The 15,928-nt window shown below is 32.8% G+C and carries 13 protein-coding genes; 5 read left to right on the plus strand and 8 right to left on the minus strand.

Annotated features, from left to right (window positions below):
* Position 1: 1 nt before the first annotated feature.
* From ACXHHC_RS00230 to ACXHHC_RS00240, 3 genes are read right to left on the minus strand one after another with little or no spacing between them, the layout of a single operon-like run.
* Positions 2-685 (minus strand): SDR family NAD(P)-dependent oxidoreductase, encoded by a 684-nt coding sequence (locus ACXHHC_RS00230; protein WP_458227636.1) that lies wholly within the window; start codon positions 683-685, stop codon positions 2-4.
* On the minus strand, positions 678-2,084 hold the full coding sequence (locus tag ACXHHC_RS00235; RefSeq protein WP_458227637.1) for a hypothetical protein: 1,407 nt from the start codon (positions 2,082-2,084) through the stop codon (positions 678-680). Before ACXHHC_RS00235 ends, ACXHHC_RS00230 begins: the two co-directional genes overlap by 8 nt.
* A gap of 52 nt (positions 2,085-2,136) precedes the next feature.
* The gene (locus tag ACXHHC_RS00240; protein WP_458227638.1) at positions 2,137-3,165 is read right to left on the minus strand and encodes a glutaminyl-peptide cyclotransferase; all 1,029 of its coding nucleotides are present in this window, start codon (positions 3,163-3,165) and stop codon (positions 2,137-2,139) included.
* 121 nt (positions 3,166-3,286) lie between these two features.
* Between ACXHHC_RS00240 and ACXHHC_RS00245 the strand changes: the two genes are divergently transcribed.
* A complete protein-coding gene (locus tag ACXHHC_RS00245) occupies positions 3,287-3,538 on the plus strand; it encodes a type B 50S ribosomal protein L31 (protein WP_458227639.1) in 252 nt (83 codons plus the stop codon).
* A 131-nt stretch (positions 3,539-3,669) separates the two neighbouring features.
* Positions 3,670-4,509: a hypothetical protein gene (locus tag ACXHHC_RS00250; RefSeq protein WP_458227640.1), complete on the plus strand. Its 840-nt coding sequence runs from the start codon at positions 3,670-3,672 to the stop codon at positions 4,507-4,509.
* Positions 4,510-4,568: 59 nt separating this feature from the next.
* Here the strand turns inward: ACXHHC_RS00250 and ACXHHC_RS00255 are convergent, their stop codons facing one another.
* The 5 genes from ACXHHC_RS00255 to ACXHHC_RS00275 form a co-directional block, all read right to left on the minus strand.
* Complete coding sequence (locus tag ACXHHC_RS00255) at positions 4,569-5,900, minus strand: PhoH family protein (protein WP_458227641.1); 1,332 nt, start codon at positions 5,898-5,900, stop codon at positions 4,569-4,571.
* Between the two features lie 238 nt (positions 5,901-6,138).
* Positions 6,139-7,092, minus strand: coding sequence for a hypothetical protein (locus ACXHHC_RS00260; protein WP_458227642.1), 954 nt, complete (start codon positions 7,090-7,092; stop codon positions 6,139-6,141).
* Between the two features lie 283 nt (positions 7,093-7,375).
* The gene (locus ACXHHC_RS00265) at positions 7,376-10,306 is read right to left on the minus strand and encodes a glycoside hydrolase family 2 TIM barrel-domain containing protein (protein WP_458227643.1); all 2,931 of its coding nucleotides are present in this window, start codon (positions 10,304-10,306) and stop codon (positions 7,376-7,378) included.
* A 79-nt stretch (positions 10,307-10,385) separates the two neighbouring features.
* Complete coding sequence (locus tag ACXHHC_RS00270; RefSeq protein WP_458227644.1) at positions 10,386-11,426, minus strand: ABC transporter permease; 1,041 nt, start codon at positions 11,424-11,426, stop codon at positions 10,386-10,388.
* 3 nt (positions 11,427-11,429) lie between these two features.
* Complete coding sequence (locus tag ACXHHC_RS00275; protein WP_458227645.1) at positions 11,430-13,541, minus strand: carboxy terminal-processing peptidase; 2,112 nt, start codon at positions 13,539-13,541, stop codon at positions 11,430-11,432.
* A 141-nt stretch (positions 13,542-13,682) separates the two neighbouring features.
* Between ACXHHC_RS00275 and surE the strand changes: the two genes are divergently transcribed.
* The 3 genes from surE (at position 13,683) to lpxB (ending at position 15,916) form a co-directional block, all read left to right on the plus strand.
* On the plus strand, positions 13,683-14,462 hold the full coding sequence (surE, locus tag ACXHHC_RS00280; protein WP_458227646.1) for a 5'/3'-nucleotidase SurE: 780 nt from the start codon (positions 13,683-13,685) through the stop codon (positions 14,460-14,462).
* 1 nt (position 14,463) lies between these two features.
* A complete protein-coding gene (locus ACXHHC_RS00285; protein WP_458227647.1) occupies positions 14,464-14,745 on the plus strand; it encodes a hypothetical protein in 282 nt (93 codons plus the stop codon).
* Between the two features lie 64 nt (positions 14,746-14,809).
* A complete protein-coding gene (lpxB, locus tag ACXHHC_RS00290) occupies positions 14,810-15,916 on the plus strand; it encodes a lipid-A-disaccharide synthase (RefSeq protein ID WP_458227648.1) in 1,107 nt (368 codons plus the stop codon).
* Positions 15,917-15,928: the final 12 nt, after the last annotated feature.

Consider the following 15,928-nt stretch of genomic DNA (forward strand, 5'->3'; position numbering starts at 1 on the left):
ATTATGGAGTTGAGCTAGAAACTTCTAAAACTTTTCCATTGTAGAACTTATGTCCGTTAATGGTGAAATCGTATATGTATGCAGCCATTTCATCTGGGTTTAATGGTGCTTGGTATCCAGGAAAAGCCTCTTCTAACATTTCTGTTTGCACGGCACCTAATGCTAATACATTAAAAGCAATTTGTTGTTCTTTGTATTCTTCTGCTAGTAGTTCTGACAATGTAATTACCGCTCCTTTAGAAGAGCTATAAGCTGCTAATCCAGGGAATTTTAAACTACCTCTTACACCACCCATACTGCTAATAGTAACCACGTGACTGTTTTTAGGCAAAAAAGGAATTAGCTTTTGTGTTAACAATGCTACAGAAAATACATTTACTTGATATACCGTTTGAAAATCTTCTTGTGTAATTTCGGTAAAAGGTTTGTTAACCAATTTACCTGCATTGTGAATAACACCTGACAATTCAATGTTTTCTTTTTTGATATAATCAACTACTGTATTTACTTCCTTTTCTTTGCTTAAATCCACACCAAAAGTTTTGATGTTTTCTATTTGTAAAGCATCAACAGTGCGTGTATTTCTAGAGATGGCTAATACTTTATAATTGTTTTTAGCAAACAGTTGTGCCAATTCAAAACCAATTCCTCTACTAGTTCCAGTAATTAATACAGTCTTACTCATCTTCTTCTTTAGGTTCTAATGTTTTAAAATCTATATGTTGATAGGCTCCAATATCTGGAGCGCTTGTTCTGTCTGTTCCAATAATATCCAAAGGGGCTAAAGCCGAATTGCTATTGTCTGCTTTGTTAATTCCTTCGTTTTCTAAACCAATTCTTAAGTCGTTGATAGATGTGTTTCTAAAATGTAAATTTTTATTAAAAAGACAATTTAAATAATAGGTAGTATTATCTGTATCTAAGAAATCTTCTTCTTCGTTTTTTTCTAAGTTGATCAAACAGTTATTAAAAGAGAAGTTAAAAATGGCAAACTCTTCTTTTTTGTCAAATTCAATTTCACTTTTTCTATTACCCGCAATAATACAGTTTACAAAGCTGGCTTGTTGTAAAGGAAGTTCTGTGGTGGTATCATCTTCGTTAGTACTGTAATTAGAAAGCACTAGGTTTTTGTTAAATCGTATTCCTTTGCTCCAGTAATTTGCAAACGTACAATGATTAAAGCTATGGTTTCCTCCTTTAAGATTTAAATTGGCCAGTCTGGCTTGTCCTAAAACGAGATTTTCTCCGTTTAGAATGGCGTTTTCGGCAAAAACACTGTAATCACCTGCATTGTAGACTTCTGTGTTTTTTATACTAACAGTACTGTTGTTACCAATACTTAAACCAATAATAGGATTTAGTACTTTTAAGTAATTAATAGTTGCTGTTGCCTCTTCTTGTATTTTTATCCCCGACCACTGCCCTGCAACATTGTCGTAAATATAGCTCAGTCTATCGCCTCTAAACACAACCGAGTCTTGTAGGGTACCTGCTACGTTAAATGTACTCCCGTTAGATAAGGTTAAACTTGCATTTTCATGAAAATAAATAGTACTACCAGCCTCTATGGTTAAAGAACTGTTGTCGGGAACAATTGCATTACCATATATAACGTAAGGTTTTTCTTTGGTTAGAGTGCTTTCGCTTAGTTCAAAGTCAGTTTCTCCTGTAACAGGGTAGAGTAGGGTAGCTTCTTTAACCAAAGTTACCAAGTCTACATCTTGTTCATTTCCATCAGGATCAAAGAGAATTTGATCTGTATACAGCATTTCGTCATTGGTGTCAGAAATAGCTGCGGTAGTTTCAATAAAAACAAAGATACTATCTTCTTTTAAGACTAAAATATCATCAAACTCAGTTCCAGGTATTCCGTCTACATTTAAGCGATATTTAGAATTTGTTTTTCCCAATTGAATTTTAGGGATGGTAATGTCGTTCTTGCTTTTGTTGTAAACAGTTAAAACCTGTGTAGTTGTGGTTAAATTGTTAAAAACGGTGTCTAGAAAAATAGTGTCGGCAGAAAAGGTAAGAACTCCATTACTGCTAATTGTATCAAAATCTTTTCTACAAGATATTTGACTCATTAGAATGAAAATGAAAACTATTTTTAGGGTATTATATAACCACTTCATACGTTTATTTTACAAGTTCAATTTCAAATAATTTATCCCAGTTTTTACCCGTAACGTATAACTTTTTTGTTTCATTATTATACGCAATTCCGTTTAAAACTTGATCTGTAGAATGCTGTATGGTTTTATTATCTAATTGTTTTGGCAAATCGGATAAGTTGATAACAGATTCAATAGCACCATTTTTAGGATTGATGATCAAAATAGCGTTTTTAGTCCAAACATTGGCGTAAATTTTTCCGTTTATGTATTCCAACTCATTTATATCTACAACCTTTGCTTTATTGGTATAAACTTCAATAAAGTATTCTTCTTTTCCTGTTTCTGGGTTTAGAAACCAAATCTTTTCGGTACCGTCAGATTTAATTAAATGTGTATCGTTGTGAGTTAAACCCCAACCTTGTTTGCTATTTTGATAATTAAATGTTTTGGTTACTTTAAAAGAGTCAACATCATAGATAAGTCCAATTTTAGATTGCCATGTAAGCTGGTATACTTTATCGTTAAAGATAGTGATCCCTTCTCCAAAGTATTTATCGGCCAATTTTTGTTCTTTTAAAACGGTACCAGTCTCTAATTCCACTTTTCGTAAAACAGATTTACCACGTTGTCCTGTACCTTCGTACAATTCGTTTTTATAAAACTCCAAGCCTTGTGTAAAAGCTTCTCTATCGTGTGGGTAAGCTTTAATTACATTAAACTTTAATACTTCTGGAGTTTTAGGAGCTAAGAAGGTAATTTTTTTAGTCTTAAAAACTGTATCGGCACCTTGTACAACTCCAACTTTTAAAATATGCTTTCCTAGTTTTTCGTTTTTTATGTCTAAAGTTAAGACTTCGTTAGTGCTTACTTTTTTACCATCTAAATAATAAACCATGCTCATATCAGATTCTAATGGCATGTCTATTTGTGCTGTTAATTTTGCACTTGTTTGTAATTTTTTAGAGGTTTCTAGCTTAAAACTAGTTTCTTTTTGACAAGAATATAAACCAACAAATGCCGAAAAAATGTATATATAGGTGCTAATTTTCATAAGTTTGCTATAAATCAGGTAGATTGATGTAAATTATTTCTTTTTATATTTTTATTATCCAAAAATATGGTTAAATTTGCAGTCTCAAAAATAAAAATACGGTTAAAACATATATATAATTATGAAAAAAGGGATTCATCCAGAAAATTATAGAATGGTGGCGTTTAAAGATATGTCAAACGATGATATCTTCTTAACTCGTTCTACTGCTCCTTCAAAAGAAACAATAGACGTTGATGGTACAGAGTATCCATTAATTAAAATGGAAATTTCTAGAACTTCTCACCCGTTCTACACAGGTAAATCTAAATTGGTTGATACTGCAGGACGTATTGATAAGTTCAAGAACAAATACGCAAAATTTAAGAAGTAATTCATTACTTTTTCAAAACATAAAAAAATCCGCTGAGACATTCAGCGGATTTTTTGTGTTTATAATTTAATGTTTTTTATTGTTAGAGATTGAATCTTAGTTGGTAATTCTTTAAGTTTGAAGAAAAAACCATGAATAAATTATTAGTCTTAATTTTATCTTTTACGATTTTTTCTTGTGCGAATGATGATGGTATATATTATCAAGAAAATAAAGGACTTATAAAAAAAATAAAATTTAGAGAAAATAGCTACAATTATTCGCAGTATTTCACTTATGGAGAGGAAAGGAAGCTTATAGAATATAGAGGTGAAATTTTTACTTCGGGACTTATGGGTAAATATGAATATGATAATTTAGGTAGGCCTATTACAAAGTATTCAAAAACCAATTATTCGGAGTTCAAAATATCATATAAATATGATGATAATAACAGGTTAATTTCAGTTTGTAGTTATGATACTAAAAATGAATCTGACTGTGGTAATACATACAGTGAATATAAGTATTTGCCTGGTAATAAGGTTGAACTCTATGTTTATAACAGAGGAGTTCTATGGGATAAAGAAATTTATACTTTAAATAATAAAGGCAAGATAGAACAGGAAGTAGTGACTTTAAGTAGTACAATAGAAAGAAACACCAAGATTTCTTATACATATGATGAAAAGGGAAATCTAACGGAAAGAGTAATAATCGTTCCAAGGATTAGTGCTCATCTTCAAGATGATGTTACAACAGTTTCTTATACATTTCACCACGATATCAAGAATCACATGTATTATGCATTTGAAGGGTTATCAAAATACTTATATTTAATATTCTTTAGAGCTCATAGTTATAGGGTTTTAAACCCTGATTTGTTTACAGATAATCGTGTTTATATTAAAAATAAAAATGGTTTTCCTGCTTCTGGAAAATCTCGTCCAGATTACAAAGATGATTTGGGTAAGGAGTTTTTTTATTACTAATGAAATTATAATAACATGTAATAAAAAATCCGCTGAGACATTCAGCGGATTTTTTGTGCTTATAATAAATCATTAGCCAAATTTGCTAATTCTGATCTTTCACCTTTTTCTAGTTTAATGTGAGCGAATAACTTGTGGCCTCTTAATTTGTCTATCAAATAAGTTAAACCATTACTATGCTCGTCCATATATGGAGTGTCTATTTGGTTAATGTCTCCGGTAAAAATTATCTTAGTACCCTCACCAGCACGAGTAATAATGGTTTTTACTTCGTGTGGTGTTAAGTTTTGAGATTCATCAACAATCATAATAACATTGGCTAAACTTCTACCTCTAATAAAAGCAAGTGCAGTAAGTACCAATTCTTCATTTTCTTCCATATCATCCAAAGCCTTTCTTTTTCTAGAATCTGCTTTGTATTGAGATTTAATGAACTTTAAGTTATCGAATAAAGGTTGCATGTAGGGAGAAATCTTTTCTTCTGCTCCTCCAGGTAAAAAACCAATATCTCTATTACTTAAAGGGATAATAGGTCTGGCTAAAATTATTTGATTGTATAGATTCTTTTGTTCTAATGCTGTTGCCAGCGCAAGTAAGGTTTTACCTGTTCCTGCAATTCCCTGTAGGGCAATTAATTTAATTTCCTCGTTTAAGAGTGCATCAATGGCAAAAGTTTGCTCAGCATTCTTTGGTTTTATTCCGTAGGCATAACTTTTTTCTACACGCTCTATTTTATCGTTCTCAGCGTTGTAACGTGCTAGTACCGAGTCTTGGTTGTTGTTTAGAATGTAATAACCGTTGGCCATTTTCTGATCTGCTAGAATACCATTTTCATCTATTGCGTTGTTTTGGTACAATTCTCTAATTACATCAGATTCTAAATCGTCTAGGTTTATAGAACCTTTAGATACCTTTTTTATATCTACAACTTTACCTGTTTTGTAATCCTCTGCTCTTAGCTCTAAAGCTTTTGCTTTAATTCTTAAGTTAATGTCTTTGGTTACTAGGGTAACTTTGGAGTCTTCGTATATTTCTTTAAGCTTTAACGCTGTGTCAATAATTTTATGATCGTTTTTTCCTCGTCCATAAGTATCTTGTGCACTTTTACTATCTGGGTTGTCTTTCATAGAGATCATTAAATCTCCTAAGTTGTCACCTAGACTAATCCAGCCATTAAGATCATTATCCATAGAAATTTTATCCAAAAATCGGATGATGGTTCTTGCCTCAAAGTTTTTAGTATCGTTTCCTATTTTAAAATTATCCAATTCTTCTAATACAGTAATTGGTATAACCACATTATTGTCTTCAAAGTTGGTAATAGAATTATGATCGAACAGTAATACAGAAGTGTCTAAGACAAATATTTTTTTAGGGCTGATTTTAACCATACAGAAGCGTTTTATTTTCTATTAAATGTAGCAATCTTTTTTGTGGGAATCAATTGCTAAAACGCAGGTTTGGTTTTTTAGATTTTAAGAAGAACTTATAAATTGTTAATTAATTTCTGTTAAAGTGTTAGGAATGAGCTTTAAAGTGTGCAGTATTGTTTTTTTTAATTGTGAATAACTAAAAAAGCATTGGCTATTTAGCCAATGCTTTTTTAAAATTATAATAAGTGTGTAAGAATTAATTTTCTAGATAAGTTTGTCTTACAGTATCCCAGTAAATTTCTGCAGAACCACCTTTACAGCGATATGCACCAAATCTAATTTTAGCTTGATATCCTGTTTGATATTTTGTTTGACCGTTAATAACTACTTGTGTATTTGGTACTCTAAAGCTTTCGCTAACAGATCCAACAGTAACATCTACCCATTGTTGATTGTCTTCTTTAAAGTAGTTTTTCATTACTATCTTGGTTCTTGTGTCAGGAGCAATATTTGCTACAAAGTCTAGTACTCTACCAGTAGTACCAGATCCACCTCGTTTTGTAATTTGTTCTCTGTATACTTCAAAATAATCGATACCACCACCAGATTTAAATTTAGGTTTTGCTACAAGTAAAAGTATTGCAGGATCTGCAGATCCTATGGTAGCGTTGTAATGTTTTCCTTTGGCTTGAATTATATACGTACCAGTACCATCTCTCATATCACTACGATCGTAACTATCGTTTACATATCCTACTTTTTGGATGGTTACATAACCTGAAATTTCTACAAAACTTCCTTTTTTTAACGAGTTAACTGTTTTAGAAGCACGTTCTATTCTAGGTTGTGTACTGTCTCCAGGGTTGTTTTGTGTTCCTGCAGCAATTTCATATACACCAACTACTCTACCATTGTAACTTTTTTGGTAATAGTCGGCATGACAAGTTCTATCATCAATTTCAGCTGTTTTAAAAACTTGAGTTTTATTCACATCAGTTCCTCCTGGTACTAGATCTGTAAATCTGTACAATCTTCCGTGAGTATTTGGTCCACATGAAGAAGAGGTTTGACTGATTCTACTTTCAGTTTCTAATTCACTGATTGTTTCTTCGGATGAGACAATGTTTTCTTCTGTAGAACATGAGAAAATTAGTGTTGTGATTGCTGCAATTAAGCATGTCTTTAATTGTGTAATTCGCAATTTATTCATTGTTTAAAAGTTAATTTTTTAGTTAAATTCAAATTTCTTTGATATTACTGTATTAGCTGTGCTGCTCAGTACTGGTTGTTTTTGTTTTAAGTAAAAAAGAATCAATTAAAGAGTGTCTATTTTGCAAATAACTCTAAATCATAAGGTTGTGTGTATTGTTCTGTAATGTACTGTAAAGCTTTTTAAATACTAGGTTTTAGACCTTGTGATATGATCAATTAATAAATCTGTTCAATTTTTTCTGAACAGATTTATTAACCAATGTTTATATGTGGGATTAGTTTTATTTAGACAGGATAGTATTCCATTCCGTTATTTCTATGGCATTTATCCAAATACCTTTATTTCCTAGGCTTGTATAGTTAATAACGGTCGGGTTTTTTCCATCCGAAGTAAATATGATTTCTGAAGTTGCGGGTGCTTGGTATTGCATATTTTTTCCTTCGGATACCTTAGATGCTATTTTTTTACCATCCATGCTATTTGCAGAGGAGATTAAAATTTCTTTTTCATAAGGTAGTTTGTAGATTTTTTGAGATTTTAATTTATTGGTGTTCGGATCCATTAAGTCAGAATTGGTTCTGGGTGCATGATGCCATGTTTTTAGTTTGTAAGTTCCTTTGGGAAGATTTTTGAATGTTAAATTAATTCCCTTGTTGTCTATACCTATAACACCATCTGCATATGCAAATCCATATTTTCCTACAATATTCATTTCCCCTAACCATCTAAGAATTCCGTTTTTAGAAGCGGTTCTAATTAAAATTGAACTATTATCGAAAGCTTTTAGACGATAGGTGTTTGTTGTAATAGAGTCGTTACCATTCCAATAATTCCAACCAAATTGTGTTAATTGGTCTGAGGCTCCTAAGTCTATTTTTTCTTTTTTAAAGTCGTAAATAGCTAAGGCATTTTTAATAATTTCGTTGTCTTCTTTTGCGATTAATGTAGTGCTTGCTTTTGCCTTTTTTAATCCTTTACAGGTAGCAGTAATTGTTGTTGTTCCTGTGTTTTTTCCTGCTTTAATCAATACAGGTGCTACTCCATATTCTGTAAACATGGGGTTGGCATTTATGTTAGCTTTGTCTCCAATAATATGGCAACCATTTGTAACAGAGAATTTAATTTTTTTATTGAAATCGTTAATTGTAGTTCCATTTTTATCTACTACAGTAGCATAAGCCATTATAATATCATTTTCATCGGCAGTAAAGGTTCTTCCTTTATCGTCTATCTTAAGCTGAATAGCGTATGGTTTTAAAGGAGTTTGCTTTTTGGCTACTAAAGTTTTTCCATTATTAAAATATGCTTTGGCTGTAATTTTCCCTTTTTGGTAATTTAAATTTCTAAAATGAAATGGAGCATGCGCTAAACCAACATAACTGGTGTCTTTACTTGGTTTGTTTTTAGCAATGCTTTGTCCGTTTATAAACAACTCCACTTCCTTAGCATTACTGTAAACAGTAAGTTCTTTTGTATTCTTTTTCCATTCTTGTAAAATCTTTACAAAAGGTTCCTTTTTTAATTCAGTTTTATACCAATCCAACTCTGGACGAGGAGCTCTAAAAATAGTCATCATTCCGCTACGTGTTCTGTCTGTAGGGTGGTTGGCTTTAGCGTGCGTAGGATGAAAAGTGTAGTAAGCATGAGCAGTCCAAGAGATTAATCCAGTCATTAAAGGATCTCTTTTGTAAGGAGCAACTGCAGTAGCACCATGTCTTCCTTCCATGGCAAACATTGGTTCCGTTCTATTCCAGATAAAAGGACCATACAACATATTTGCATTGATATCTGTTAAACCAGAAGCTTGCCAACCTGTCCAACGTGCCCCCTGAGAAGCAGTTAGCCTTGTAGGGTCTTCTTGTTTAATAGTGTTATGAATTCTGGGAACATAACCTCTGTGGTTTACACCAGCTCCCCACATTACTACAGAGGGGTGATTTCTGTGGTTTCTTACCAAAGTTCTAGCGGCTTTTTCTAGATTGTTCCACCAGGCTTCTTTTTGAGAGATAGAGATCCATGTAGGAGCTTCTTCGTAGACTAAAATTCCTAATTCGTCACAAGCATCAAGCAATGCGTTGTCGTGAGGATAGTGAGCTGTTCTTAAGATGTTAAAACCGTATTCTTTAAACTGTAAAACATCTTTATAATGTAAAGAATTAGGTACTGCATCTCCAATATATGGAAATTGTTGATGTCTATTTGCTCCTAATAATTTGATAGGTTTATTATTTAACATAAAACCTTTTTCTGGGTCTAATTCAAATTTTCGCAATCCAATTCTTTGCTCTGTAAAATCTACTTTTTTACCATCTACAGAAATTACACTGTTTACTCTGTACAGGTATGGGTTTTCGGTATTCCAAAAATGAACATCGTCTTCTAAGCTTCCTATTTGGTTGAATTGAAATTCTTGGTTTGGTAAAATCTTAGAAGTGTTTTTTAAGCTTAAGACCACTAAGCCTTGTTTGTTTATAATGCGAGTATTAATATTACATAGGACTGTTTTATGGTGCTCGTTTTTTACACCAGTTTTAATGTTAATGGTTGCGTTTTTATTTACTACATCTATGGTAGGTGTGGTAATATGTACACCGGAGTTTAAGCTTTCCCAGTTAAATGTTACGTGTAAAGGATTGGTTTCTACCAAATACACATCTCTATAAAGTCCACTGAATTTTACATAGTCAAATGGCCCTGGATCTGGAGGAATAATTTCGTTTCTTCTATTGTCTACCAATAAGGTAATTTGGTTGGTAGCTCCTTTTTTTACGAAGTCCGTAATATCAAAATGGAAAGGAGTATATCCTCCAACAGCATATTTGCCTACGTGTGTACCGTTAACCCACAGATCTGTTACTTGATGCGCACCTTCGAATTCTAAAAACACCTTTTTTTGTGAATGTGAGATTTGAATGTTTTTTCGGTACCATCCTACAGTCCTATGAAATACCAACTGTGTTTTTTCATCTTGTAGGCCATCTAACGTAAGCGAGGTAAGTTTTAAGGTGTGGGGAATACTAACTTTTTCCCATTTGGCATCATCAAGGTCTTTTAGGTAATTTTTAGCTTCTGGATTTCCTAACTGAAACTTCCAGTTGTTTTTTAAATTAAGTTTAGTACGGTCTGTTTTAGGAAAACCGTTGGGTAAGTTTTGTGCTTTAAAAGTAAAGCTAAACAAACAAAAAAGGAATAAAAAGGACAGAGTTCTCATAGGGTGCTTAAAATATTTTAAGCGAAGCTACAATAACATCAAACTGTAGAGTAGAACATATGATTTTAAAAAGGCTACCTTAGTTTTTTACATCCCACTTATCTCTAAGTGTGTTACCAATAATCATAAAAGATAGAACCAGCATAACAATTAAAGTTCCGGGTATAACTGCTAAAAAAGCTTTACCTGTTACAATGTAGTTGTAGTGGTTTTTAATGATAATTCCCCAAGAAGGAGTAGGGGGTTGTGCTCCTAATCCTAAAAAGCTTAATCCACTTTCTACTAAAATTGAAGCCGCAAAATTAGATGCAGAAATTACAATAACCGGACCTATTATATTAGGTAGAATGTGTTTAATAATAATGTGTAAATCTGAAAGCCCTAGTACTTTAGCGGCTTCTATGTATTGTCTGTTTTTAACACTTATAGTTTGTCCTCTAACTACTCTTGCAACCTCTACCCACATGGTTAACCCTACGGCAACATAAATTTGCCAAAGCCCTTTGCCTAAACTTACAGTAATGGCTATAACGAGTAATATGGTTGGTATAGACCATGTTACGTTTATAAACCACATAATAATACTGTCTATAAACCCTCCGTAGTAACCTGCAATGGCTCCTAAGAGTAGTCCTATCAATAAAGAAATAGTTACAGCAACTACACCAATGGAAAAAGAAATACGAGCCCCTACAATTAACCTACTTAATAAATCTCTACCGTATTTATCTGTACCCAACCAGAATGTTTTTTTTACAATATCAATGTTCTCTTTCTTTGCTATAGTTGTAAACTCTTCTTGTAATTCTGGTTTAAATTTTAGCTGAGTATCTGTTATTGTAAAATCAGGGGCAATGGGAGTTTCTTTTACAAAGGTGTTTTTTCCATTTATAAATTGATCCCATAGGCTTTGCTTTTTACCTTCTTGAATTTCCTGTACTACATAAGTTGAAAAACCAGGAGGTTTGGCTTGTAAAGTAACATGCATGGTATTTGCATTTGCAGTAGTATCTGGAGCAATAAAATAGGCAAACAAGGCTACTAAGCTACCTAAACAAATAAAGCCAACACAAAGGTTGGCTAGTCCATTTTTTATAAAGAGATTTTGGAATAACCTCATGTGTTAATTCACTGTTTTTAATTTACTTAAGGTTTTAAGAGCTGTGTGAACATAAATGTCTTCGTTTAATTTTTTATGCCAAGCGTTACGTTTGTCTTTTAATATAGTATCCGTTTTAATTAATTCTGCCTCATATGCAGGAAACGAAAACTTATTATTTCCCTTGTACTTTAATATATCTTTGTACTGTTTAGCCTCTACATTTAAAGCTTCCTGATCTTCTTGATATGTCTTTAAGTTTAAAGAATAAGTAACGTTGTCTTGGTTGCTTTTTAACCATTTTGCGTAAGAATCAATTTGATTAAACTGTTTGTTTTGGTTGATTTCTTGTTGCATTTCTTTAACAACCTGCGCAAAGTTAGAGTAGTAATTATTGTTTTCGTACTCCGCTTTTGCTATCTGATCCCATTGTAATGAAGTATCGTACTCTCCTTCAGAAATATTTAAGTAGCTATACCTGTCTGGCATCACAATATCAGAACTAACACCTTTTAATTGTGTAGAACCACCGTTAATTCTATAAAACTTTTGAATGGTTAATTTTAAAGCTCCTAAATCACTTTGGTAGTTTATGTATTGATTGATTGGTATAATGTTTTGCACTGTTCCTTTACCATAGGTCTTTTTACTACCTATAATAATAGCTCTATTGTAGTCTTGCATGGCAGCTGCTAAAATTTCCGATGCCGATGCCGATAACTCATTTACCATAATAACCAATGGACCGTCCCATACTATTTTACCATCTGTGTCTTTTCTAATGTTTGGTTTTGTTTCTTTGTATCTAACCTGTACAACAGGTCCTTTGTTAATAAACAATCCTGCAATTTCTATAGCAGTACTTAAAGAACCACCACCGTTATTTCTTAAGTCAATGGCTAAACCTTCAACCCCTTCTTTTTTAAGAGCTTCTACCTCTCTACGCATATCTTTTCCACAGTTTACATTTGGATTTCTAAAATCTATGTAAAACTTTGGTAAGTGAATAATACCAAACTTTTTACCATCTTTAACTGTAATAGATGATTTAACAAAAGTCTCTTCAAACTTTACAATATCTCTAACTATGGCTATTTTCTTATACGTGTTGTCTACCTTTTTTACGGTAAGAGTAACGGTAGTTCCTTTTTTTCCTTTGATGAGTTCAATAGCATCGGACAAACGCATTCCAACAATATCTGTAGGTTCTCCATCACCTTGTGCTACTTTAACAATAAAGTCTCCTACTTCTAAGTCTCCCTGTTTGTATGCAGGCCCTCCAGCAATTAGCTCTACAATTTTGGTATAACCTCTTTCGTCAGATAAACGAGCTCCAATTCCTTCAATAGATCCAGACATACTAGAGTCAAATCTCTTTTTCATTTGCGGTGCAAAGTAGTTGGTATGAGGGTCAAATTCAGCAGTAATACAGTTTAAGAAAGTAGAAAAACGCTCTAAGTCAGTAACTTTTTTCTCAAAGTAGAATAAGTCTTTAATACTTTCTAAGGTTTTCTCTCTTGCCTTTTTCTCTAATTCATCAAACCCTTTCTTTTGATAAGCTTTGTCTTCTTTAGCTTTGTCTTCTTCTTCTTTTAAGTAGTCGTTTAACTTACTAAGTGTAGAAAACTTTAAATGCTTTCTCCAAACATCTTTTTGTGTTTTTTTGTTGATTGGAAACTCAGCAGTTTTCTCATCTAAAGAGATTGATTCTTTTTGAGAGTAGTTGAACTTTTTACTTAAAATGTCTTCATAAAAACCTTCTGTTTCGGCCAAACGAGCTAAATAAGTGTCTGTTACATCTTTGTAAAAGTCGAACTTTCTTCTAATAATTTGATTGTCTATATCGTGGTAATATTTTTTAAAACCAGCAACGTCAGAAGCTAAAAAGTATCTTTTATAAGGGTCTAGGTTTTCTATAAACTTATCAAAAACAGCTTCAGAAAAATCATCATTAATTTGTTTAGGCTCGTAATGACCTCTTTCTAAAATAACTCTTAGTGTTTCTATTAGTATTTTATCTCTTTCCGGATCGTTATTAGATTGGTTGCTTTGGAAACTAAAAAAAGCAGTAATTGCAACAATTATAACAGGTAAATAAAGGTGTTTTGCGTATTTTCTCATGTCAACATTCATCATAAATAGTAGCTACTAAAATAATTTATTCGAGGGCAAATTAAAAATTTGAAATCTAACTTTTAATTGAAACCCTAAACTAAGGAATTCTAATTGTTATTTTCTACTTTTAAACTAATAAATTTGCACTTCAATACACAAACTATGTCAAATAATAGGCCAAAAATATTAGTTACAAACGACGATGGTATTACTGCCGTCGGAATCAGAACTTTAATTGCAGAAATGTGTCAGTTAGGAGATGTATATGTAGTTGCCCCAGACAAGCCGCAAAGTGGAAAAGGACACGCAATTACCATTGATGCAATTTTAGAATTAAAGCCTCAAAAGGTAGATGGAGATGCTTTGGTAGAGGTTGCCTGTACTGGTACACCGGCCGATTGTGTTAAGTTAGCTATTAATGAGGTGCTAGATACTAAACCAGATTTATGTGTTTCTGGAATTAATCATGGAAGTAATTCATCTATTAGTGTCATCTATTCGGGAACGATGAGTGCTGCAATAGAAGCTGGTATAGAGGGGATTCCTGCAATTGGTTTTTCTTTGTGCGATTTTTCTAAAGAGGCTGATTTTACAGAAGCTAAACCTTATGTTCGTAAAATAGCACAGGAAGTATTAGAAAATGGTCTGCCAGATGGAATAGTGTTGAACGTGAATTTTCCTAAAATGTCTGATGAGCCATACAAAGGTGTTAAAATTTGTCGTCAAGCAAGAGCCAATTGGAGAGAGAAATTTGATAAGAGAACCAACCCTATTGGAAAAGAATATTTTTGGTTAACAGGTGAGTTTGAGAACTTAGATACTGGGGAAGATACAGATGAATATTGGTTGGCACAGCATTATATTTCGTTGGTGCCAATTCAGTTCGATTTAACGGCACACCATATGATTCAGAAACTAAATACCTGGAAGTTAAATGCATAAAATGTACAAAGATATATTGATTGGTTTTGCGTTAGCAGTGCTAATAAGTATGGTAGGTTCTATCTTGTATATTAAGGCGGTATTGCCAGCCAATGAGCTACAAGAAACAATTGCCAAACTATACCAAGGAGGTCTAGTAACTAAAGTTATAGCTTTAGGAACCATTCCTAATGTTTTTGTTTTTCAATTTTTGATTAAAAGAAATCAGATATACAAAGCAAGAGGTATATTATTAGCGGTGCTGTTAGTAGCTTTGGCTTTTGCCTATGTAAAACTTACGTAGTTGTGAGCGTTTTTTGCTGTAAGAATAGATAAGTGTGTGATATTGTAAAAGAAATTAAGAACTGATGAAATATTATTTGATAGCAGGAGAGGCTTCGGGAGATTTACATGCTTCTAATCTAATGAAATCTTTAGCAGAGAAGGATGCAAGTGCAGATTTCCGATTTTTTGGAGGAGATTTAATGGAGCAAGTAGGAGGAACTTTGGTAAAGCATTACAGAGACTTGGCTTTTATGGGTTTTTTAGAGGTGCTACTAAATATTAGAACTATTTTTAAGAACATAGATTTTTGTAAAGAAGACTTAATTACATATCAGCCAGATGTTCTAATTTTAATTGATTATCCTGGGTTTAATTTACGTATTGCTGAATTTGCCAAGCAAAACGGAATTCCAGTTCACTATTATATTTCTCCAAAAATTTGGGCTTGGAAAGAGAGTAGAATTCATAAGATTAAGCGAGACGTAGATTTTATGCATGTGATATTCCCTTTTGAAATTGATTTTTACGAGGGCAAGCATAATTTTCCTGTAAACTACGTGGGTAATCCTTTGTTAGATGCTATTAATGAAAGAGAAAAGGTAGATGAGCTTGCATTTAGAAAAGAGCACGGTTTGGGAGAAAAACCAGTTATAGCTTTGTTACCAGGAAGTAGAACCCAAGAAATCATTAAGATTTTAAGCGAAATGCTTACGGTGATTGATCGTTTTCCAGATTATCAATTCGTAGTAGCAGGTGCACCAAGTAAAGACAAGGCTTTCTACGATCAGTTTATCCAAGGGACGGATGTAAAGTTTATAAATAATCAAACATACGATTTATTGTCAATAGCTACTGCTGCTTTGGTTACTTCTGGAACAGCTACGTTGGAGACTGCTTTGTTTAAAGTACCTCAGGTGGTTTGTTATATAGCGAATAGTGTTTCTTATGCTATAGCTAAAAGGTTGGTAAAGTTAGATTTTATTTCATTGGTGAATTTAGTAATGGACAAAGAGGTGGTTCGTGAGTTAATTCAGCATGAATGTAATACGGAAACGTTGACAAAAGAATTGCAAAAAATAGTAACAGAGCCTGGAAGAGCAGAAATGCTATCTAATTACGAGGTATTACACAAAAAACTAGGAGGAGAAGGAGCCTCTGATAAATTAGCAAATAGCATTTTAGGACTTTAATTTTTTTTCTTA

This window comes from Wenyingzhuangia sp. IMCC45574 (assembly GCF_054182685.1).

Coding starts and splice junctions, on each gene's coding strand:
- ACXHHC_RS00245 (WP_458227639.1), top strand. CDS start 3,287: ATGAAAAAAGGGATTCATCCAGAAAATTATAGAATGGTGGCGTTTAAA.
- ACXHHC_RS00265 (WP_458227643.1), bottom strand. CDS start 10,306: ATGAGAACTCTGTCCTTTTTATTCCTTTTTTGTTTGTTTAGCTTTACT.
- ACXHHC_RS00240 (WP_458227638.1), bottom strand. CDS start 3,165: ATGAAAATTAGCACCTATATATACATTTTTTCGGCATTTGTTGGTTTA.
- lpxB (WP_458227648.1), top strand. CDS start 14,810: ATGAAATATTATTTGATAGCAGGAGAGGCTTCGGGAGATTTACATGCT.
- ACXHHC_RS00235 (WP_458227637.1), bottom strand. CDS start 2,084: ATGAGTCAAATATCTTGTAGAAAAGATTTTGATACAATTAGCAGTAAT.
- ACXHHC_RS00275 (WP_458227645.1), bottom strand. CDS start 13,541: ATGATGAATGTTGACATGAGAAAATACGCAAAACACCTTTATTTACCT.
- ACXHHC_RS00285 (WP_458227647.1), top strand. CDS start 14,464: ATGTACAAAGATATATTGATTGGTTTTGCGTTAGCAGTGCTAATAAGT.
- ACXHHC_RS00255 (WP_458227641.1), bottom strand. CDS start 5,900: ATGGTTAAAATCAGCCCTAAAAAAATATTTGTCTTAGACACTTCTGTA.
- ACXHHC_RS00230 (WP_458227636.1), bottom strand. CDS start 685: ATGAGTAAGACTGTATTAATTACTGGAACTAGTAGAGGAATTGGTTTT.
- ACXHHC_RS00250 (WP_458227640.1), top strand. CDS start 3,670: ATGAATAAATTATTAGTCTTAATTTTATCTTTTACGATTTTTTCTTGT.
- surE (WP_458227646.1), top strand. CDS start 13,683: ATGTCAAATAATAGGCCAAAAATATTAGTTACAAACGACGATGGTATT.
- ACXHHC_RS00270 (WP_458227644.1), bottom strand. CDS start 11,426: ATGAGGTTATTCCAAAATCTCTTTATAAAAAATGGACTAGCCAACCTT.
- ACXHHC_RS00260 (WP_458227642.1), bottom strand. CDS start 7,092: ATGAATAAATTGCGAATTACACAATTAAAGACATGCTTAATTGCAGCA.